This window comes from Psychromonas sp. (genome assembly GCF_047632955.1).
Lineage (GTDB): Bacteria > Pseudomonadota > Gammaproteobacteria > Enterobacterales > Psychromonadaceae > Psychromonas.
Window position 1 is genome coordinate 1 of sequence record NZ_JBLIED010000053.1, and the last position, 20,867, is coordinate 20,867.

Genomic DNA, 20,867 nt, shown 5'->3' on the forward strand with positions numbered 1-20,867 from the left:
CTCATTGACGAGCGAGATTGCATCTAATTTAAATTCTTTTGAATATTTTTTACGTGTTGTCATTCTATTTCTCCAGTTAAGTTCATTATGTCCTAACTAGGGTGTGTGAATCTATTAAACCACGTCAAACTGTTACCCGTGCACTATTTTATGGTGACTTTTACTTTGCCCTTTCAATTCAGAGCGCTTGCTCGACAACATCCCAAAGTAATGTATCGATTTATGTTTCAAGTGACATCAAAGTTATTAAAGGACTTTGCAACGCGAGAGAATAAAGGCAACTTAGGCTTTACCAGCGTATTACATACCCATGACCGAAAGAGAGAACTGCATCCTCATCTGCATATCGTTGTCCCCTGTGGACGTTATGATGTAACTAAAAGGCAGTGGAATAAGGGTAATAGCACTTATCTCTTTAATGAATTTGCACTCGCAAAAGTGTGGCGCGCAAGACTTATTGATGCGATTAATCACTGCACTGAATTAAAACTGCCCAATGACATCCCTAAAAAATGGGTCGTTGATTGCCGCAAGGTGGGTTTTGGATTGTCGTCATTACAATACCTATCGCGTTATTTATATCGAGGGGTTTTACCCGATAAGGACATCATCAATATAACCAATGAAAACGTGACGTTTCGCTATAAAGAGGGAGGCACAAATATGCCAAAAACACGTACACTGCCCGTGCTCAAGTTCTTATGGTTAATTTTACAACACGTGCTACCAAAAGGACTACAACGCGTTAGGGATTACGGGTTCTTAAGAGGCAATGCGAAACAGTTACGACTACAAATCTTGCAGTTATTAGGAAGTGATATCGGTACAGTTTCAACACCACAAAAGAGCAAGCATACAATATGCATTTGCCCATGCTGCCAGCATGAGATGCATTTTATAGGCATGAACCGACTGAGAAGCTAATGTGTTATCACGATTGATCTTTAGCGATCATTTAAAAAGCAGAATTAGATCTGATATAAAGAGGTGTAATGGCATTCAACAAAAATAGATAACAGACTGATATAATTGAGTTATCAATTGTATAATAGGGACACTCGCCCAAAGAAAAGTAACATCATCAATGTAATCCTCTCCCAAAATCACTATTTACTATAAAGAGAAGCAACGCACGATCGGGCTTGTTCAACACCCGAATAAGGTGTCGGCTGCGCGACACCTATTCTTGTTTGTTAGGCCTTTGAAATCAATTAAAATCTAATGGACGCGTGGACATAATAATACTTTTTATTTTCATTGAATTATCGGCAGCATTTAAAGACAACGTTTGATCTTCGCACTCACTCCTCGTGAAACAGTCTATTGTTTTCCCATCATCATTTGTTAATTGCGTAATAATACATCTTTTATCTTTTGGTTTTTTAACAAGAGCAATATGATCTGCTTTTATAATTTTTCTACCGATTCTTTGGCAGAGCTGACCAAAGTAAACTTGATTTTCAACATGTTCGCAGAGAGCGAAGTTGCTATGACATATTGAACATTTACCAATAGTTTCAGTATGCCCCGAACTATTATAAATAGCCCAGTTAGGGAAAATTGAACTTTCGATGCTTTTTAAAGATGATTCAAATTTACGAACTCCTTCATAATCAGTAATCTTTAGTGCGACTTCCGTATATTCTTGAGCATCAATAAGTAAACGCCATGCATCTTCAAAACGACTTTCTTTTACCTTAACCCACATTTCTAAAGATGATTTCATTGCATTTATCATGCATTGCATATGAAAAAAATTATTCGCGTTTTGTTCTAATTCACTCTCAATCGCCTTTTTTTTACATGATTTAATCAACGTTATAAAAGCTACACATTCTTCAATTTTTTCTTTTTGTCCCTGAACCGAACGAGTAAAAAAATTGTAGCCAGCACATGAATCAATAAAAACTTTATAACTTTCAACTATTTTTGCAAGCGTAGTTTCATCAGTATTCATTTTTTAGCTACCTCTAAAATGGCGTCTCGTAGCTCGGATAAGTTTTCCCCACTTCCCGTGTACGAAATTTCTGTGGTTTTGGTGGTTTTTGTTACCTTATGAACTATTTTTAAAGATACCTCTGGTTGTTCTTTCCCTTTAAAACAATCACTTAAATAATTTGAAATGACTCCACATGTTATAGAAATCAATTCTGGATTTTGGGTTAAAGCCGATGATGTGATTAAAATTACAGGGCCAAACCAATCAGCAGAATTCTGTTCAAATAATAATTCAGGAGTATTAAGAAAATCTACTTCTAATGATTGCTTTGCATATTTATAAAATGATAATGAGCTTGATTGATATGTGTGGTTTTCTTGCTCTGTAAAGTTGGTAGGTAGAATAATAATATTTTCATAATCACACTCAATTGTTGGAATATTTATTTCTTTAATCGTGATACTCATTCTAACTCCATAATTACGAATAGAGGCCTAACGCTTTAGATAACGATCGAATTTAAAACACAAAAAATAATCGTATTTTTTGCTCGATCTTCGCTGTTTTAAATTTGTATCGTTCATCGACCTGTTGGACATCCGCTTACTGAGGATTTTGCGCAACACCTGTTGCTTTAGGTACACATATAAATCAGTTTAATTTGACATAATAACTTAAAACACATTGTTATACATCGGTTTTTTATTTTATTTTAGGCGCCACAATGCTGCCGACCTCGATGTAATCAGTTCTCCGTTCCATCGTTAATGTGTTTTTAAATATTCCATCTGAGTATTCTGTATGCTCTTACATATCGGGCACTCAATGGTGAGACTGTAAAGCGCCATCACATCTTGCCAGTCTGGCAATGTGGGCGTCTTGTATTCCGATTGGCCAAATTCACTGCGTATAGTATTAAGTCGTTTGATTAGGCTTGGATGGTATATACCGTAATAACGGATTGTTTGTTGGCGAGGCAGCGGAATATGCTTTAACACCAGAGCTTCAAAGTCGGTAACATTAAGATGCCTGACTTCCTTTCTGCCTGTTTGATGTGAGTGGTATTTAAAGCTCACTAAGCCTTTTTTAACATTTAAAATTTGATGATTTTTTAGCGCGCCGCCTCGGATATATCGTGCAAGATAACGGGCAACACCGAAACCGTGTCGATAGGGTTTACAAGCATAAACCTGCCATTTTATTCGGCCAAGTTTATTTACTCTATTTTGCCAATACTGTTTTCCTTTTTCCGGAGGATAAACTAATAAACAATTCGTTATCGCTCCTGACACTAATGCTAAAAACTTACCTCGAAACATTCGTTTTACGACTTCAGCAGGTAATAACCCTTTAAGCTTAGGCACCCGCCATTGTCCATTATCATCAACACCACCATGGGTTATTAACCCGTGAAGATGAGGATGCTCACCTAAATTCCTTGACCAAGTATGTAACGCTAACAGATATCCGAGTTGGCCTCCAATCTGCCTCTCGTCTTTAGACAATGTTTTTAAAGTGCCACTGACTGCCTTAAACAAACAATCTTGAAACCAAGAACGGTTATACCGCCATAACGGTAGTAATTCATGAGGGCAGGTAAAGATCCAATGATGATGCGGAGTATTAAGCAATCGGGCTGACCAATCTGAAAGCCACTGTTCACGTTTAACATTTTGACATTGCGGACACCCTCGATGCCGACAGGAGTTGTAATACACGCCACAAAGATGCCCATGTTCACAATACTGTCCATGACTTCCCATCTTAGCTGTACGACACGTAGTGATAGCATCAACCGCTTTGAGTTGATACAAAGGTAACCTCAGACCAAGTTTATTGGGTGGGTATTCTAGAAATAATCGCTGTAACGTCCACTGATTCATAATATACAGTATAATTATAGCTGTATATTTATCCAGTTTACGATATATAAAGGACGATGGGTAATGGCTTCTCTGGGCGTAGCCCGGCATGTCCAACGCCTCGTTAAGAGGATAAAAACATAAATGGAAAGGTGCATAATACTCCACTATCCTCCACTGTTTTTATTCCTTTTAAACGACTTGTTATACAAAAGTTGTAGCTACCAATATCGGTAGTTATTTAAACCAAAGGTTTATAAATAAAATAAACCTTATAGAAGGAGTAAAATTATGAACATCATTAATAAGAATACACAAAAAGATAGTCTAGTATTTGACAAAGAGAAAGCACTAAACAAATGTAATGTTAGTAAGGCAGATAAATCAAACCTTAATAAAAAACCTTGTGTAAGTGACTGTCAATTAATTCCACGTAAGCAAGGTGATATCTTGTTCCATTTTGAATCCTTGGATGTGATATTACCTTACCTAGATGGTTATACAATACTACCTAATGAAGTGTATGAAAAACTAATTAATTAATTTCCAATTGGGACTAGAAACACCTGATCATTATCTTTCTGCATTGTCAATTTACCAGTGACTGGGCATGTAATCCAATTGTCCTGCATGCTAACTATAAGAGGGTCAATTTCTTTCCCATTATAAACGTCACCTATACTAGCTTTCTCTGCTGGCCCGTCATCCAATGCTAGCTGTATTCCCATTGGATGTACTTGACTACATTCGTCACAGAATAAGTGGACTGAGTATGTTGCCATTGTAAAACTCCTATTAAATTAATATATGGAAAATCACATTAACATAAAGGAGAAGTGAATAGGAGAAGAGATAAGTTTTAAAACGAGGGCGTTTGCAGAGAGGGGTTTTGTATAACAGCTTTATAGGCATCACTGTGCACGAAAAGCTGCGATACCTATCTCATAACAAATAATCACAACAATATCTATTTAACATCAATAAATCAATGTTTTAAGTGATAATTTAGTAAATTTTCACTTTGGGATAGGTGTTAAGGTGCCACCTATCCCATTTTTCAGATAGATTCTAACCTATTAATTTATAAACTAAATTTAGCTACCCATAAATATAACCTGCAGAGTGATACCTATCACTGGAAAAATCGCCAAGATGGCACCATACTACTGTATGTAAAATCAGCTGTTATATTTTTATGATGGAGCTAACTATGTATGATGTGCGACCTTTAATCTCAGCAGATTCTAATCGCTTCATGGATAAATTTCGAAACTTTATCCGTAGCCGTCATTATTCTTTTAAAACAGAAAAAACATACTGCTATTGGGTCCTAAGCTTTATCCGCTTTCATAAACTGAAACATCCAATAACAATGGGCAATAATGAGATTGAAGCTTTTTTGGAATATCAGTCTGTCAGCCGTAATGTCAGCAGCAACACACAAAAAACGGCGCTAAATGCTTTGATCTTTATGTATCGCGAATTTATGAAAATTGATATTAGCGGATTGAAATTTCAATATGCAACAAGACCTAGGCAACTCCCGACCGTTTTTACACACGCCGAAGCGCAATCTGTTATCAATGAACTTGCCGGTAAACCTAAGTTATGCGCACAATTGATGTATGGCAGCGGATTACGAATTTCTGAAACGACACGTTTACGCATTAAAGATATTGATTTTTCGTCAAATTGTATTTTTGCACGAGAAACAAAAGGAAACAAATCACGCCGGACTTTATTGCCTAAAGCCTTAATAACAGCGTTAACAATCCAGGTTAAATCAACTTTATTATTGCATGAACAAGATTTAACTAACGGTTTTGGCAGTGTTTTTTTACCTGACGCGCTAGCGAGAAAATATCCTAGTGCGGAGTTTGAAGCTAAGTGGCAATACCTCTTTCCAGCCTATGCATTGTCTGTCGATCCGCGTACAGATATTACTCGTCGACATCATATTTCAGAGCAATCAGTGCAGCGCAGAATAAAACAGGCTATTTGCAAATTACAAATAATGAAAAAAGCAAGCTGTCATACTTTTCGTCACAGTTTTGCTACACGCTTATTAGAAGCAGGTACAGATCTGCGCAATATCCAAGAGCTATTAGGCCACAGTGATATCAGCACAACACAAATATACCTGCACGTTGTTGGCCTGCATGAGCGTGGAATTATTAGCCCTATGGACAGTTAATAAAAGCACTACTGAATAACACCTAGATTTGAATATTTAGTTATTTCAGCAATAATGTCGGCAATAATGTCAGCATTGATATTTTCTGGTTTTACGCTGTTTGTAGTCCTCTAAATAGCGGCCCTGTCTCCAGCGGTTAAAAGCACTCAAGCTTAGGCCGACCAAAATTAAAATGTATTTACGCCTTTCTTCCGCAACCTTTAAGCAACCCGAAGGGACAAGTTCAAATCAGGACCATTACACATTTGGGGTTACTTCGATCGCACGCCGGCATGGCGGAGTCTCGCCCATGGAAGACTCGATGATAACGGCTCAAACCAGATTCGATCTTAGCGCATTTTTTGCACAAACGACTGGGTTATTATTGAGAATAATTATTTGAATTTGCATGCAACAAAGTTAACTATGGTTTCGTAAATAGCTATTACTCACAGCCTCATAAATTAAATATTTAAGGTTGATATTTTGATTTTAGGATTAGATATTGGTGGCACAAAAATTGAGATTGAGATTGAGGTTGAAATTGAGAAGGTGTAGGCCTTTATTCCGTGACAAACGAAACACTGGTTACCCATAATGTCACGAATACAAAGACTTACGAAGGTTTTTGTCATCGCTAATAGATGAAGAATTAACTTGGCCACCCAAGATTATTGGCGAATATTAAACCACCGCTTTAGTCTTTAGTTATCTGTATTTACTTGCAGGTAATGAATAATGGCTAGCCAAGAAAAACAATAGTGAGCTTAGATGACACGTCGTATTACCACTGCTACTCACGTGTTGTTGGCAAAGCATGCTTGGGTGGCATTGATAGCACAACAGGTGAAAACATGAACATCGCCGAGAATGGGTGGATACACGTATTATTGAACTTGCCACCATCTTTGCAATTGAGATCTGCGCCTACGCCGTTATGAGTAATCACCTGCATATCGTTGTTAAGGTGGATGCTGATAAAGCCAATAGCCGGACAGATAAATAGGTACTGGTTCAATGGCATAAAGGTTTTAAAGGTACGGTACTGACGCAGAAGTTTGTTAAAGGTGGAGACCTTAATGAACTTCTGCTAAAAACCATTAACGCATGCATTACCGAATATCGTCATCGCTTAATTGATAGTAGCTGGCTTATGCGCTCACTCTTCGGGCCGGATAAAGCTGTTCAAATCCATTCCCGATGAATTTGTGGAAAGGACGTTTTAAATCCTAAGCATTACTTGATGAGCCGGCCTTATTAGTGTGTATGGCCTACGTTGATTAAAACCCTATTGCGCTAAGCTTGCGACATCCCCTGAAAATTATAGTTATACCAGCATCCAGCGACGAATTCACTCAGCCATAAAAGGTCAACAACCAATTGAATTACTGCCGTTTGTGGAAGACGAAGGTCCGAATTTGCCGAATGGGCTGATGTTCAATGCGCAGGATTACATTGTGCTTGTTGAAGATACCGGCCGAATTATACGTCAAGGTAAGCACGGAGCCATTAGTTTAAGCAGTCAATATATCCTAAATAGACTCAACATTGCTGCTGAAAACTGGCTTAAAATAACCACTGAATTTGGTCATTTATTCAAAGGGTCAGTAGGCGCCTTAGCGCACTAACCAAATACTGTGGACATTTGGACCGAAAGCGGCGCCAAGGAGCAGCAAACTGCCAACGCTGGCTGTGAGCTTAAGACTCAACTCTTCAATTATTAGTATGTACTTCCCCGTTTGATTGATATCAAGCTTTTTCTGCTGGTTTAAAATCGCCATATTCCTCACATTTCATAATCTAAAGCTCAATTTTTTGAAAAAATTTAATTGGGGTGTATGAATAATCAGCAAAGACTAACGCAATAAATGCTGAAAGAGGCCATCATATTGGTTATAAGCATGGAGGGTATAAAAATGGGTGGCATGGTTGTTTCTACATAGATATTCCTTTTGCTATAAGGCTTATTTTTAGGCTTATTTTATTTGCGCTAATAAAGCATCTATTTTTGCCAACTAAACACAACAAATCCTATTGCTGTTATTTTTTATGAATTTATATGTTTTTAGTTATAATTTAAAATAAAAAAAGACTGATTCATCGTGACTTTCCTTTTTTTTACAAAATTATAAATGCAAAAACTTGCATTTATTAATCTTCTTTATCCCCGTAAAAATGGCCCGTTAAATATTGGAAGCAGACACTCTCTGCTGTTTTAGACTCACTGTAAATTGGTTGCATAATTAAATTTAATTCCCTACCAAAAGGCAACTATTTCACATTACGGCATAATTAATGCTCCTTTAATAATTAAGCTAGATAAAGACCAAAAATCATAATTTTCCAGTGAAAAATGCACTATAAGAGCGCGCGATGCACCCCGACAAGCCAATTTACGTGTTCATTATCGGAATAATTAGCTTATAAAATTAATAAGGAAAATAAAAATGTCCGTTATATCAGTCATCGAACTTAATCGCAGTGCCCCGTTACTTATGCAGGAAAGCACAAAGATAACAAAGGAGAAAGCAGCATCTCTGACAATAAATTTAAGATGAATACCGTTCGAGGGAATACCAAGCAGAATATCGTCACCCCTGCTTGCACAGATGACTTAATCAATAAAGTCTTTGCTAAAAATATTTTTCCAGTTTGCACACTCAGTCATTTACTAAGGACAGTACAATGAAGATTAAAAAATTAATATGTACACTCATTTTATTTATAACAACCCTGACACAAAGCCAAGCGGCATTCGCAGACGGCAGCATTGGCAGTGCCGTTAATGAGACTTTTGAAAATGCAACCGGCTGGTTTGTGAATCTTATTTTTGCGCCTGTCCCAGGCACCAACTTTCCCTGGATCGTCACTTGGTTGGTTATTGCAGCCGTTGTTTTTACCATATACTTTAGATTTATTCAATTTCGTGCAATTAGACATGCGATTGATTTAGTGAAGGGGGACTATTCCGATCCCAATAACGCAGGTGACGTGACACACTTTCAGGCTTTAACCACTGCGCTTTCCGGTACCGTTGGCCTCGGTAATATAGCAGGTGTCGCTATCGCACTGAGTATTGGCGGACCGGGAGCGACCTTCTGGATGGTGCTGGCGGGACTGTTAGGCATGGCATCTAAATTTACCGAATGTACGCTGGGTGTAAAATATCGTAATGTAAATGCTGATGGCAGCATTTCCGGCGGGCCGATGCATTACATCTCTAAAGGTTTTGCTGAAAGAGGGATCCCGGGAGGCAAAATAATGGCCAGTATTTTTGCTATATTTTGTGTATTGAGTTCCTTTGGCGCGGGAAATATGTTCCAGGCAAACCAGGCTCATGCTCAGATAACCAATATTACTGGGGCATATCCAGGCTGGATCACCGGGGTTATCTTTGCCGTTATTATTTTTGCCGTTATTGTTGGCGGCATAAAATCTATCGCCACCGTAAGTGAAAAAGTGGTTCCTTTTATGGCTGTCCTTTATGTTGCAGCGGTATTGGTTATTTTAGGTACAAATGCAGATAAAATTGGCTGGGCATTTTCTCAAATTTTCGAGGGTGCTTTTACCGAAGTCGGTTTGGCCGGCGGGATTGTTGGCGCCTTAATCCAAGGTTTCAAACGTGCTGCATTTTCTAATGAAGCGGGCGTCGGCTCGGCTCCTATCGCTCACTCTGCGGTAAAAACCAATGAACCTATTACTGAAGGCCTGGTGTCACTGCTTGAACCCTTTATCGATACCGTTGTTATTTGTACCATGACGGCATTGGTGATTATTATTTCTGGTCAATTACTCATTGATGCCAATACAGGCCTGTATTTAATAGGTGAGAATGGGCAGATTCTGACCGCTTCCGGCACTTCGGGGGTCGCCTTAACATCGGTTGCTTTTGCTCAAACTGCGAGTTGGTTCCCCTACGTGCTTGCGGTCGCTGTTGTCTTGTTTGCATTTTCAACCATGCTTAGCTGGTCATACTACGGGTTGAAAGCATGGACCTATTTATTTGGCGAAAGCAAAGCGACAGAAATGAGTTATAAAATTTTATATTGCGGCTTAATTGTAGTGGGTGCTGCAGCCAGTTTAGGGGCGGTGATTGATTTCTCTGATGCCGCTATGTTTGCTATGGCGATCATCAATATTACCGGCTTGTATTTCTTAATGCCTGTCGTAAAAAGAGAATTAAACTCTTATATGTCGCGCCTAAAATCAGGAAAAATAAAGAAATTTATTGAGAAAGACGACACTGATGCTGATGTTGCCCTGTCCGCTAAGGAAAATTTTAGTTAAACGGCAGAGTAAATATTATTGTTGATTAATGCATTTGTTATCTTCAATGCGGGGTCTAGGGCTCGCATTTTTTCCCTATAAAAAAGAGGGAAGCCAAATTTTTTTTATTGTTATCTGAATTAGAGCGACTAAAACTGTGAATTATAGAAATACACATTTAACCAGAGCAATGATAGATCTGGACCACTTGACTCATAATATGAAAGTGCTGCAAAAACAGGCTGGTAAGCGGCCACTTTTCCCCGCTATCAAGGCTAATGCCTACGGTCATGATGCAGAAATTATTGCAAAACATCTGATCAGTTTGGGCTATACCACTTTATGTACCGCGCATCTAAGTGAGGCTGCAGAGCTTGTTGAAAAAGGAATTGACGCTACCTTTATTATTTTATCACCAACGCTTGCTCAAAATAGCGACTATCTTCTTGACTATGATTTTCAGCCGGTAGTTTGTAGCCAGGAACAGTTGCAGGCACTTGCCCAAGCAGCAAGAAAAAGAAACAAAAAAATAACAATACACGTCAAAGTAGATACCGGAATGGGCCGTATGGGTGTAAAACCCGACCAGATACTGACTTTTCTTGATCAGTGTAAATCACAACCTGAAATTATTATTGGCGGAATCTGCAGTCATTTCCCGCGAGCCGATGAAAACGATTTGTCTTTTTCAAAGGCACAGTTCAATACCTTCGCGGCGCTAAAGAAGAAGACCGAAAAGTATCATATCCCTCTCTATCATATTGCAAATAGTGCGGCCCTGTTTACCTTAACAGAAGCGCGCCTTGATGCAGTTCGTCCAGGTATCTCAATCTATGGCCTAAAGCCGTCTGTCTCTATGAAGGTGCCGGGGTTAAATGAGCTTAAGCCAGTCATGTCCCTGATAAGCCAAATAACACTGATCAAAGAAGTCGAACAAGGTGTCGGAATCGGTTATGGTCATATGCACTACACCGATAAACCGTCTCTTATTGCCACTATTCCCATGGGTTATGGAGATGGTTTGAGTAGGACTCTCAGCAACAAAATTGACGTTTTAATTGCTGGGGAGCGATGCAGGCAGGTCGGGCGTATCTGTATGGACCAGTGCATGATTGATGTAACACATCTTCGGGGTAAAGTATCAATAGGTGACGAGGTTTGTATTATCGGAACCCAAGGCAGTGAAACCATCACGGTAGATGATGTTGCAAAAAAACAGAGCACAGTCAATTATGAAATTATTACGGCAATCTCCATGCGGGTGCCGAGAATAGTTGCTCAATGACCTGTATAAATCATCTTTTACCTCAATATAGTGTAATAACATACAATATAATAAAGCTGAATTACGCACATAATGACCCTGTACTTGGTATTACAAAGTAAAAAACAAGAAGATAACAATCTGACTCTATCGGATTGTTATCGTTTCCGTTAGTTTTTTGTTTGCAAAAACTGCGACAACTGAACTGAGTCCTAGTGGTGCGACTTGTGTGCGACCAGCATCGACATAAGCTAATTTGATGGTTTATAAGCTGCGCCTTGATAGAGCTTCCAATGGTGTCGGATTTAAGCTGTGGAAAGTTTAATCGCCGTAAAGCCGCCGAATCATCGTATCGTTAAACATGTCCGGTACAGAACCGTACGTACTCAGCTAACGCATGCGGCTCCTACATTGAGTAAAAGGGTAAAGTTAATATTACAACTTCCCGCGGTTCATTCAGGCTCTGGGTCATGGTCATGCTACCGCTGAACAACATCCTCTCAGCCCCCCTTCTTTCGATAAACGTAGCCACACCAATTTTCATCACTGCTTTGTTCACAGGTATCGAAACTACTATGAATTTGTCTGACTTCCAATCTGTTATATTTATTGGCTACGCTAATTAAGCTTGCCAATAAACTGTTTATTTAACAACAACGAGTTGGATCTCCCGAGTTCATATAGGACAAGCAAAGCTTAGTCCGCTGGTGAAACGATGCTTTCGCATAAACTCACTATAAAAGACATCACCACATGCACAAGGTCTATACCTGCGAAGAGCCGATAAATCACCAGCGAATACTGTTCACAGTAAATAGAAGCAATGCGATTCAGCAATATTAATAAGTAGCCAACAGATCAAAAGCCGAAACAAAAGTAACCGCACCAGTGCAGTGCAAATAACGATATAGACCACCAAAACAGTGCATTAGAGTATTAGCGAACAATATGAACCCTCCGTAGCTAGAGCGTAAAAAAGAGCTTTCAATGATCAAGTTAAAATATAAAAAAAGTAACTAAAGAAAATAACCAAGCAAAACAAACTACTAGCAAAGCATATAAGCAATCGCACCCAAAGCATAAGCAACTAACAAACAGGTAAAAAACAGGATAATAATCTAAAGTTAGCTAAAATTTCACATTAGGCGATTATCCTGCATTTAATCAAATAAACACCACCACTCAAGAAAAACACAGTGAAATATTTTTTTGGCATAAAATCTGCTTTATCAGATTTAAGACTTACGATGAGTCTCATCAACAACCCTACTGATTAGATCACTAAGCCGCAATGTTAACAACAGGCTGTAAGTCATCCAGTCCAGAACAATGAGATAAGATCTACTACTAATAGGAATCAATACAATGGAAATTCAAAAACCTTATCTGTTATTTTTAGGTGATGCACACGATCCACTCGCAGCTAAAGTCGCTCAGGGAATAAATCAATGGCATCCAGAATATTGCGCGGGTCAATACCGCATGCCTGATTGTGCTGCAGACCTCGGTTTAACCGATATGGATATTGCCCAAGCTAAAGAAGCAGGCGTTAAAACACTGGTTATCGGTGTTGCTAACCGTGGTGGCATTATCTCTGATAAATGGATTGATATTTTAACTCAGGCACTTGAAGCAGGTATGGATTTAGCTGCCGGTTTACATAATAAATTAAATGATATTGCCGAACTTAAAACGCTAGCTGATAGCTTAGGGCGCAACCTGTTTGATGTACGTTTTCCAACGCAATCTTTTCCGGTTGCGAATGGCTTAAAACGTAGCGGTAAACGTGTGCTACCTGTTGGTACTGATTGTTCATGTGGCAAAATGTACACAGCACTCGCAATTGAACAAGAGATGCTAGCACGGGGAATAAAAGCAAGCTTCCGCGCAACAGGTCAAACAGGCATCCTTATCAGTGGCTCCGGCGTAAGTGTTGACGCCGTGGTTGCAGACTTTATTTCTGGAGCCGTAGAGCAGATAACACCTGCTAATGATGCAGATCATTGGGACGTTGTTGAAGGTCAAGGCTCACTATTCCACCCTTCTTTTGCCGGCGTGACACTCGGACTTATCCACGGTGCACAAGCCGATGCTTTAGTGTTATGTCATGAACCAACCCGTACTCACATGCGTGGTCTACCCACTTACCCAGTGCCTGAAATACAAACATGTATAGATGCTTGCCTTGCTGCCGCTCGCCTGACTAATCCAGCTGCACATTTTGTTGCGATTTCAGTAAATACTTCACAGTTAACTAAAGCGCAAGCACAGGAATGCTTAGCAGAGATCGAAGCAGAATTTGCACTACCTGCTGTTGATCCTTTCCGTCAGGGTGTTGGCCGCATTGTTGATGCACTGGCTCTGTTATCAGAAACAGCTGTCGGCAAACCTGTTAAAGAACGAGAAAAAATCTAAGGATACTATGATGAAGGTTAACCTACTTGATGAAAGCTGGCCTATCCGCGGCACCTTTACGATTTCTCGAGGTAGCAAAACACACGCTCAAGTTATTGTGGTTGAATTACTTCAAGACAAATATGTTGGACGGGGAGAGTGCGTACCTTATGCACGCTATGGTGAATCCATCGAATCAGTACTCGCTGAGCTTGCGCCATTAGCGGTAAAAATAGAAGAGGGGTTAACCCGGCAACAGATGCAATCCTTATTACCAGCAGGTGCTGCCCGAAATGCGCTTGACTGCGCCTATTGGGATCTAGAATGTAAAAAATACGGTCAACGAATTTGGCAGCGCCTAGCGGTTGCGATGCCAAAGCCATTAATTACCGCTTATACGCTCTCTTTAGATACGCCTGAGCGGATGAAACAAGCCGCAATTGAAAATGCCTATAGACCGCTGCTAAAGTTAAAGCTTGCGGGCAAAGGCGATGTAGAACGTGTTGCAGCCGTGCGCGAAGGTGCACCTGATGCGCGTATTATTGTTGATGCCAATGAAGGCTGGAATGAAGCGCTTTACTTAGAGATAGTACCGGAACTGGTAAAATTAAAGGTTGAGATGATCGAGCAACCCCTACCGGCAAATAATGATTCAGCGCTTAAGTACCTGCCCAGACCCATCACCCTCTGTGCAGATGAATCTTGTCATGATCGCCGCAGCTTGCCACACATTATCGGCCGCTACGACATGATCAATATTAAGATGGATAAAACCGGCGGTCTAACAGAAGCTCTTGCGCTTAAAGAAGAAGCGGAAAAAGCCGGGTTGAAAATAATGGTTGGTTGTATGCTTGCGACTTCTCTGGCGATGGCGCCTGCCTTTATGGTGGCACAGAATGTTCAGGTGGTCGATCTTGATGGTCCTTTATTACTCGCCAAAGATCGCGAAGAATGTATCACCTTTAATGGCAGTCAAATGAATATTTATCAAGATGCCCTTTGGGGCTAAAAAACAGCGACTTTATTTAATAAGAGCAAGGAATAAATTATGCAACGTATCGTCTACCTAGATGGTCAATATATTAACGAAAATGATGCCAAGATATCTATTTTCGATCGTGGTTTTCTTTTTGGTGACGCAGTTTATGAAGTCACCGCGGTGATCAATGGCAAACTAATCGAAAATGAAGGCCATATGCTTCGCCTGCAACGCTCATGCAGCGAACTGCAGATTGCATTACCAGTAACCGTTGAGGAGATCACCTCTATCCAAGAAGAGCTGATTAAAAGCAACCAACTTGACGAAGGGGGTATTTACCTGCAAATAAGTCGTGGTTCAGCGGGTGATCGTGATTTTGGCTACCCAGGCGCTGATGTTAAACCCACATTGGTTCTGTTTACTCAGGCTCGAGATCTGCTTAACAGCCCGAAAGCAACAAAAGGGATAAAGGTGATCACCACCGAAGATATCCGTTGGAAACGTCGTGATATCAAAACCGTTGGCCTGCTTGCTCCCTGTATGGCCAAGCAAGGTGCACTGGACAAACACGTTGACGATGCTTGGTTAGTTGAAGATGGTTATATTACAGAAGGTAGCTCTAATAATGCCTATATTGTAACCACAGAGGGGGTCCTCGTTACCCGCCCTCTCAGCAACGATATCTTACATGGGATTACTCGTAAAGCACTGCTTGAACTTGCTGAAAAAGAAAAGATCAAAATAGAAGAACGCCTGTTTACAGCAGAAGAAGCTTATCAAGCAAATGAAGCCTTTGTCAGCTCAGCAACCACCTTTGTCTGGCCGGTGATTGAAATTGACGGCAAAAAAATTGGCAGCGGTAAACCAGGTACCGTTGCAATGAAGCTTCGTGAAATATATATTGAATTAGCGACACAAACCGCTGAATTAAAAGATGGGAGCAAGCCTTTTAATAAAGAAAGGCTGGACACTCAAAGGTTAGCAATATAACCGATTGATTTTAAGCTCCCATAAAAAGCCTCAAGTAGTTAAACAACTTGAGGCTAACAACAAGTTTGTGGGTGCCTTTTAACAACAACCATGTCACCTGTTTTTCTAACCAACACCCCATCAGGGGCGAAACTCTAACAATAAAGTTAAACCGAATGCCAGAAAATAAAGCTTACTAATAACCGCTGCGCTATCAACTTTAGCAATAATTATGGTTGGCTACCTAACGGCTAGCTGTGTAATACCTAAAGCATTAAGTTTATGATCACTTGCTTCAAAGCAAAAAAATTTACGCTCACAAAGCCGTCGGGATGAATTTTAATAGTAAATATGATCACTTTATTAATGCGTTTGCTATAACCTCCCCTATGTGAAGAGCTACAAAAATTTGGCGGTCCTCAATTACGTGTTAGTCAATTAGATGGGGGTCCAGCAATTCAGCAATTCAGCAATTCAGCAATTCTTAGTAATTCGTCTTTACTTATTCGTTATGTTTATTTTTCAACTCTATTTCGACCATTATGCTTTGCTTTATAAAGTAATTTATCAGCGCATTCAATAAACGATACAGCAGTATGCTCAGAAGAAATGGTTTGTACCCCGATACTAATAGTGACAAATTTATGTTTTTCTGATTTTTTGTGTGGGATTTTTTGTTCGTAGACTGCTTTACGACAGTTTTCAGCCAGTTGAACGGCGACTTTGTTATCCGTTTCAGGCAATACAATCATAAATTCTTCGCCGCCATAGCGAGCAACTAAATCAAGAGGTCTTCTCATTGTTGCTTTTAATGAATCGGCAACTTTCCTTAAACAATCATCGCCCTTTTGGTGCCCGTAAGTGTCATTATATTTCTTAAAAAGGTCAATATCTAAAAACAGAATTGAAAAATTTCTGTTATAACGTTTAGATCTTTCAAATTCAGCTAAATATACTTCATCCAATAATCGCCTATTTGCAAGGCCGGTTAATTGATCACTCTGGGATAGCTTCTCAAGTTCAATAGTTAATCTTTGTGCCTCCTCCTCTAGCTTTTTACGTTCTGATATATCAAATATAAAGCCTATAAGGGCGACAGTTACACCATTTTCTCTAATAACATGTACAACATCACGAACCCATATATAACCACCATCTTTTACTGGCGCTCTGTAATCTGCCTCATGATCAATACCTTGTTCGGATAGACCAACACAATATGAGACCGTTTTCTCCCTATCTTCATCGTGCATTCTTTCTGCCCAATCGGCAGAAGTTTTCCAGCTATCTTGCGACCAACCTAATAACACCTCTATTTGAGGACCTATATAAATAAATTCCTGTGTTGCCCAGTCAAGTTTCCATGGAATGGCATTAGTGGACTCTAATAAAGTTTTATATAACCCAAGGTTTATTTCTTTGTTAATCATTTTAAAGAACCTCTGTTGTTTTATTGAAATTAATCAATCATGAAAATTGAGAAATAAAATAAACATAATACTTAAAATAAGCGGAAAAATTTAGTTGGTTAAAATATTGAACGGAGTGACAACAGTTAACTGTATTTTTTCCGTTTGAATTTCTTGTTGAGCGAAACCGAGCGCGGCAGAAAAAACACAGAACCGCAATAGAGACTACAGACAAAGAACCGCCAATGTTGGTGGATTTATTTGCAGGTTATTATGCAATCATTCGAACAAGCGCGCTTTGATAATTTATAGCAAGCGTACCTCAACGAATTGACATTACAAGGTGAAAACTCTTAATCAATCTACTGTCACAGCCGTTGCCTTCATTGAGCAACAGAAGATCTGAAAATCTACTTTCTAGTCCTCGTAGAGCATAAATCCTGGAGCTTGGTTAAAATATCACGTAACGCTATTCAGTTTTTCTACAAACATGTCCTTAAGCGCCCGTGGGTTTGGGTTAATATTATTAAACCACTTAGGCAACAGCCGATTCAAGATGTGTTATCGGTCACTGAAGTGGAAGCCATTATCAATGCAACTCGCCAACTCAGGTATCAGGTTTATTATCTAACAACTTACAGTTTAGGATTACGCTTAAGTGAGTCATTGAATCTGACAACTGCTGATATCGACAGCCATCTGATACGGGTTCATCTGCGTTATACCAAAAGTAAAAAAGACTGCTTTGTCCCACTGCCTCAAGCCACCTTATTAGCACTACGTCGTTATTGGAAAACCCATCGTCATCCCACATTGATATTTCCAGGCGGAAAACCGCCGCATATTCGCGAGAGTAAACCCATGGTAATGGATAAAGGCGGCATACAAAAAACCATTAAAATCAGAGCTAAAGAATGCGGCATCAGCAAAAATGTTCACGTGCATACCCTTCATCACTCGATTGCCACTCACATGTTAGCACGAGGTTGCAGCTTGCGTTCTATTCAGGTGTTTCTTGGGCATGCTTGCCCCAAACCACCGCTATCTACACACGCATGACCGAGGAAGTAGCACAAAATAGCGCGTTGATGCTCAATGATATTATTGATTCGTTATCCATTAATTGGCAGGAGGTTGATCATGATTAACCTCGCTTTTATTGCCAAGCAATATCAACAACAATTACTTAATAAATATGAACACAAGGTGCGAGATACACACCGACATGCCCTCAATAAAATCATCAATTGCCATACATCACAATCCGGCGCCATGTTGTTTCACTGCGATAATTGTCATCTCGCTACTACCTTATTTCCTTCATGTGGGCATCGACATTGCCCCGCGTGCCAACATACCACCAATAATGACTGGTTAAATTATCAACGTCAGAAATTATTGCCGGTTGATTACTATCTGGTCATTTTTACCCTGCCGGCAGAGCTTCGCACCTTTGTTTGGCACCACCAAAAGTGGGCTTATCAAGCGTTGTTTATTGCTCCCAAAGAAACACTGAATGCCTTTTTTAAACGCATGAAAATTTAGATGAACACGCAGGTTATATTGGGGTATTACATACTCATTCCCGCAAGATGGAATTTCATCCGCACGTTCATTTTATAGTGCTGCGAGCGGGCTTAATAAAGCTAAAACATTATGGCTGAGCAAACCCGGGAAATATTTGTTCGTTGCAGATAATTTAGCGCAGGTATTCAGGGGTAAATTCATCGAATTAATGTGCAAAGCGGGCTATTACCTGCCTGCTAATACGCCAACATCCTGGAACGCGGATTGTAAATATGTGGGCAGAGGAGATGGCGCCTTAACTTATCTGGCTCGTTACCTATACAGAAGTGTTATTAGTGAGCAAAACATATTACGCCTTGATCATGGGCAGGTAACATTCCATTATAAAGAGAGTAAAAGTAAACAGTTTATAACGATTACCGAACCCGCTGTCGATTTTTTATGGTGGGTTTTACAACATGTACTGCCGAAAGGATTTCGACGCGCACGCAATTACGGTTTTTTTGCACGGCAATGCGAAAGCAACACTGCAACGCTTAAAGTTGATACTTAAGGTCAGGATCCCAAGCGTGCCGACGAAACAGAAAAGAAGTGTGTGCTGTCCGCAATGCCAAGGTGAAATGCAGCTGTATTTAATGCGCATCGGCGCGCGTCTTATCATCAACGGCAACACGATATAAAACAAGGAAGTGTTCAAGCAAAGGGAGTTGTGGCGAATTGCGTATTAATCCGAAAAAGAGATTAGATAGCAAAATAAAACAGTTTTAATTCAATAGATTGCAGATGGTAACCGCTACGATTGTGGTGAAATTCGATCCAAAAAACCTTCACCAGCAACGAATTTAAGCACCTCGTTCCCCGATTTAAATATTTACTATTAATAGCAGAGATAAACGCTCGTGCTTGTCCAACAATAGGATTAAGTCGTGGGTCGCGTTGCTCACACGACATATCCTTATTAGTTATGTACTTATTACTAGCACCGATGTATTTCTTGAACCTGCAGTTCGTTTTTTTGGATCATAAAATGTCTCAATAATTTGAAAAGATGCTTTTCGCATCATTCCTGCAGATGCTAAATTTTCTTCATGGCGTTCAATGTATACCTTTTCACATTGTTCTTTTTGAGCCAATTCGATTGCCTTTTGTAGTAACGTACTGCCAATACCTTTACCACTATAATTAATGTTAACTACCACATCATTAATATATGCCATGGTTGATAAATGGGAGTATTGACTTAGTTTTGAAGGGCATGACTCTTTAAAAATTAAAATCGCGAACCCTGTAATTTTATTTTCTTCAGCTAAAACAGCAATTGCCTTTCCATCGCGTATTAGCTGAAATTGTAGATCAATGCTTTCATCTGTAATGTAATTCCATTGGTTTGGGCCATCTCTGAGTAGAATTTTTCTCATTTGTTCAAAATCAGCTTCATATAGCTGCCGCGAATGTACTTTCATGCTCCACCTCTATACGTAATGACTGGCGAGTAGGTTGGTGTTATTTTTGCAGATTTTTCTTTTGCAAATCAATGACAACCGTAATACGTTCAATTGATTAACTGTTGTTATATTGCACATTCAACAGCTTTCTGTGCATGAATATATGTTGTATCTAAAAGTTCCACTTCAGTATCAGTTTGGTTAACTAACATTCCAATTTCAGTACAACCAAGAATCACAGCCTCAGCACCCTGGCTAGCTAAAGACTCAATAATTCGCAAATATTCAGTTTTAAAAGCTGGAAGTAATCTCCCTAAACAAAGCTCTTTATAAATAATGTGATGAACTATTTCTCTATCGGGGATCAGGAGTAAAAACGGTTAAACCATAATTTCCATTTAACCTCTCTATGCTTTTGTAATACCAACGCCGCGCTAAGCGAGCTAAAATTGGTGGGTTATAATGTGTAGCGAAGCGAAACGTAACCCACTGTTTTTTTTTGTTCTGTTTAAACGCCTTGACGTGGTTTAATAGATTCACACACCCTAGTTAGGACATAATGAACTTAACTGGAGAAATAGAATGACAACACGTAAAAAATATTCAAAAGAATTTAAATTAGATGCAATCTCGCTCGTCA

17 protein-coding genes and 2 pseudogenes are annotated in these 20,867 nt (G+C 39.5%); 12 read left to right on the forward strand and 7 right to left on the reverse strand.

Annotated elements, in window-relative coordinates:
* The first annotated feature begins 105 nt into the window (after nucleotides 1-105).
* Nucleotides 106-924, forward strand: a complete 819-nt coding sequence (locus tag ACJAZP_RS18215; RefSeq protein WP_415232172.1) for a transposase — start codon at nucleotides 106-108, stop codon at nucleotides 922-924.
* A gap of 283 nt (nucleotides 925-1,207) precedes the next feature.
* Here the strand turns inward: ACJAZP_RS18215 and ACJAZP_RS18220 are convergent, their stop codons facing one another.
* The 3 genes from ACJAZP_RS18220 to ACJAZP_RS18230 form a co-directional block, all read right to left on the reverse strand.
* Nucleotides 1,208-1,957 (reverse strand): hypothetical protein, encoded by a 750-nt coding sequence (locus tag ACJAZP_RS18220; protein WP_415232173.1) that lies wholly within the window; start codon nucleotides 1,955-1,957, stop codon nucleotides 1,208-1,210.
* Nucleotides 1,954-2,406: a hypothetical protein gene (locus tag ACJAZP_RS18225; RefSeq protein WP_415232174.1), complete on the reverse strand. Its 453-nt coding sequence runs from the start codon at nucleotides 2,404-2,406 to the stop codon at nucleotides 1,954-1,956. The genes ACJAZP_RS18220 and ACJAZP_RS18225 overlap by 4 nt, the downstream gene beginning before the upstream one ends.
* Nucleotides 2,407-2,703: 297 nt before the next feature.
* On the reverse strand, nucleotides 2,704-3,822 hold the full coding sequence (locus ACJAZP_RS18230) for a transposase (RefSeq protein ID WP_415232175.1): 1,119 nt from the start codon (nucleotides 3,820-3,822) through the stop codon (nucleotides 2,704-2,706).
* 270 nt (nucleotides 3,823-4,092) lie between these two features.
* Here ACJAZP_RS18230 and ACJAZP_RS18235 point away from each other — a divergent pair, with 270 nt between their 5' ends.
* The 3 genes and pseudogenes from ACJAZP_RS18235 (at nucleotide 4,093) to ACJAZP_RS18245 (ending at nucleotide 7,670) form a co-directional block, all read left to right on the forward strand.
* On the forward strand, nucleotides 4,093-4,344 hold the full coding sequence (locus ACJAZP_RS18235; RefSeq protein ID WP_415232176.1) for a hypothetical protein: 252 nt from the start codon (nucleotides 4,093-4,095) through the stop codon (nucleotides 4,342-4,344).
* Between the two features lie 667 nt (nucleotides 4,345-5,011).
* A complete protein-coding gene (locus tag ACJAZP_RS18240) occupies nucleotides 5,012-5,995 on the forward strand; it encodes an integron integrase (protein WP_415232177.1) in 984 nt (327 codons plus the stop codon).
* 737 nt (nucleotides 5,996-6,732) lie between these two features.
* Nucleotides 6,733-7,670: pseudogene (locus ACJAZP_RS18245) on the forward strand (transposase).
* Here ACJAZP_RS18245 and ACJAZP_RS18250 read toward each other — a convergent pair.
* Nucleotides 7,591-7,755 carry a hypothetical protein gene (locus tag ACJAZP_RS18250; RefSeq protein WP_415232188.1) on the reverse strand — a complete coding sequence of 55 codons (165 nt, stop codon included), beginning with the start codon at nucleotides 7,753-7,755 and terminating at the stop codon, nucleotides 7,591-7,593. The pseudogene ACJAZP_RS18245 and the gene ACJAZP_RS18250 sit on opposite strands and share 80 nt — an antisense overlap.
* Nucleotides 7,756-8,659: 904 nt before the next feature.
* On the opposite strand from ACJAZP_RS18250, the gene ACJAZP_RS18255 reads away from it, so the two are divergent.
* The 5 genes from ACJAZP_RS18255 to ACJAZP_RS18275 all read left to right on the forward strand — a co-directional run bounded on the left by ACJAZP_RS18255 (nucleotide 8,660) and on the right by ACJAZP_RS18275 (nucleotide 15,867).
* The gene (locus tag ACJAZP_RS18255; RefSeq protein ID WP_415232178.1) at nucleotides 8,660-10,261 is read left to right on the forward strand and encodes an alanine/glycine:cation symporter family protein; all 1,602 of its coding nucleotides are present in this window, start codon (nucleotides 8,660-8,662) and stop codon (nucleotides 10,259-10,261) included.
* A 169-nt stretch (nucleotides 10,262-10,430) separates the two neighbouring features.
* Nucleotides 10,431-11,525, forward strand: a complete 1,095-nt coding sequence (alr, locus tag ACJAZP_RS18260; RefSeq protein ID WP_415232187.1) for an alanine racemase — start codon at nucleotides 10,431-10,433, stop codon at nucleotides 11,523-11,525.
* Between the two features lie 1,344 nt (nucleotides 11,526-12,869).
* A complete protein-coding gene (dgcN, locus tag ACJAZP_RS18265; protein WP_415232179.1) occupies nucleotides 12,870-13,919 on the forward strand; it encodes an N-acetyltransferase DgcN in 1,050 nt (349 codons plus the stop codon).
* 10 nt (nucleotides 13,920-13,929) lie between these two features.
* Nucleotides 13,930-14,907: an N-acetyl-D-Glu racemase DgcA gene (gene dgcA / locus ACJAZP_RS18270; RefSeq protein ID WP_415232180.1), complete on the forward strand. Its 978-nt coding sequence runs from the start codon at nucleotides 13,930-13,932 to the stop codon at nucleotides 14,905-14,907.
* A 39-nt stretch (nucleotides 14,908-14,946) separates the two neighbouring features.
* Nucleotides 14,947-15,867 (forward strand): D-amino-acid transaminase, encoded by a 921-nt coding sequence (locus ACJAZP_RS18275; protein ID WP_415232181.1) that lies wholly within the window; start codon nucleotides 14,947-14,949, stop codon nucleotides 15,865-15,867.
* A 494-nt stretch (nucleotides 15,868-16,361) separates the two neighbouring features.
* Here the strand turns inward: ACJAZP_RS18275 and ACJAZP_RS18280 are convergent, their stop codons facing one another.
* On the reverse strand, nucleotides 16,362-17,276 hold the full coding sequence (locus ACJAZP_RS18280; RefSeq protein WP_415232182.1) for a diguanylate cyclase: 915 nt from the start codon (nucleotides 17,274-17,276) through the stop codon (nucleotides 16,362-16,364).
* A 426-nt stretch (nucleotides 17,277-17,702) separates the two neighbouring features.
* Between ACJAZP_RS18280 and ACJAZP_RS18285 the strand changes: the two genes are divergently transcribed.
* The 3 genes and pseudogenes from ACJAZP_RS18285 (at nucleotide 17,703) to ACJAZP_RS18295 (ending at nucleotide 19,335) form a co-directional block, all read left to right on the forward strand.
* On the forward strand, nucleotides 17,703-18,314 hold the full coding sequence (locus ACJAZP_RS18285; RefSeq protein ID WP_415232183.1) for a tyrosine-type recombinase/integrase: 612 nt from the start codon (nucleotides 17,703-17,705) through the stop codon (nucleotides 18,312-18,314).
* Nucleotides 18,315-18,395: 81 nt separating this feature from the next.
* Nucleotides 18,396-18,800, forward strand: a complete 405-nt coding sequence (locus ACJAZP_RS18290; protein WP_415232184.1) for a transposase zinc-binding domain-containing protein — start codon at nucleotides 18,396-18,398, stop codon at nucleotides 18,798-18,800.
* Between the two features lie 47 nt (nucleotides 18,801-18,847).
* Nucleotides 18,848-19,335 (forward strand): annotated as a pseudogene (locus ACJAZP_RS18295) (transposase).
* 409 nt (nucleotides 19,336-19,744) lie between these two features.
* Here ACJAZP_RS18295 and ACJAZP_RS18300 read toward each other — a convergent pair.
* Together ACJAZP_RS18300 and ACJAZP_RS18305 are read right to left on the reverse strand one after the other, a co-directional pair.
* Nucleotides 19,745-20,245: a GNAT family N-acetyltransferase gene (locus ACJAZP_RS18300; RefSeq protein ID WP_415232185.1), complete on the reverse strand. Its 501-nt coding sequence runs from the start codon at nucleotides 20,243-20,245 to the stop codon at nucleotides 19,745-19,747.
* A 107-nt stretch (nucleotides 20,246-20,352) separates the two neighbouring features.
* Nucleotides 20,353-20,508: an aspartate/glutamate racemase family protein gene (locus ACJAZP_RS18305; RefSeq protein WP_415232186.1), complete on the reverse strand. Its 156-nt coding sequence runs from the start codon at nucleotides 20,506-20,508 to the stop codon at nucleotides 20,353-20,355.
* Nucleotides 20,509-20,867 lie beyond the last annotated feature (359 nt).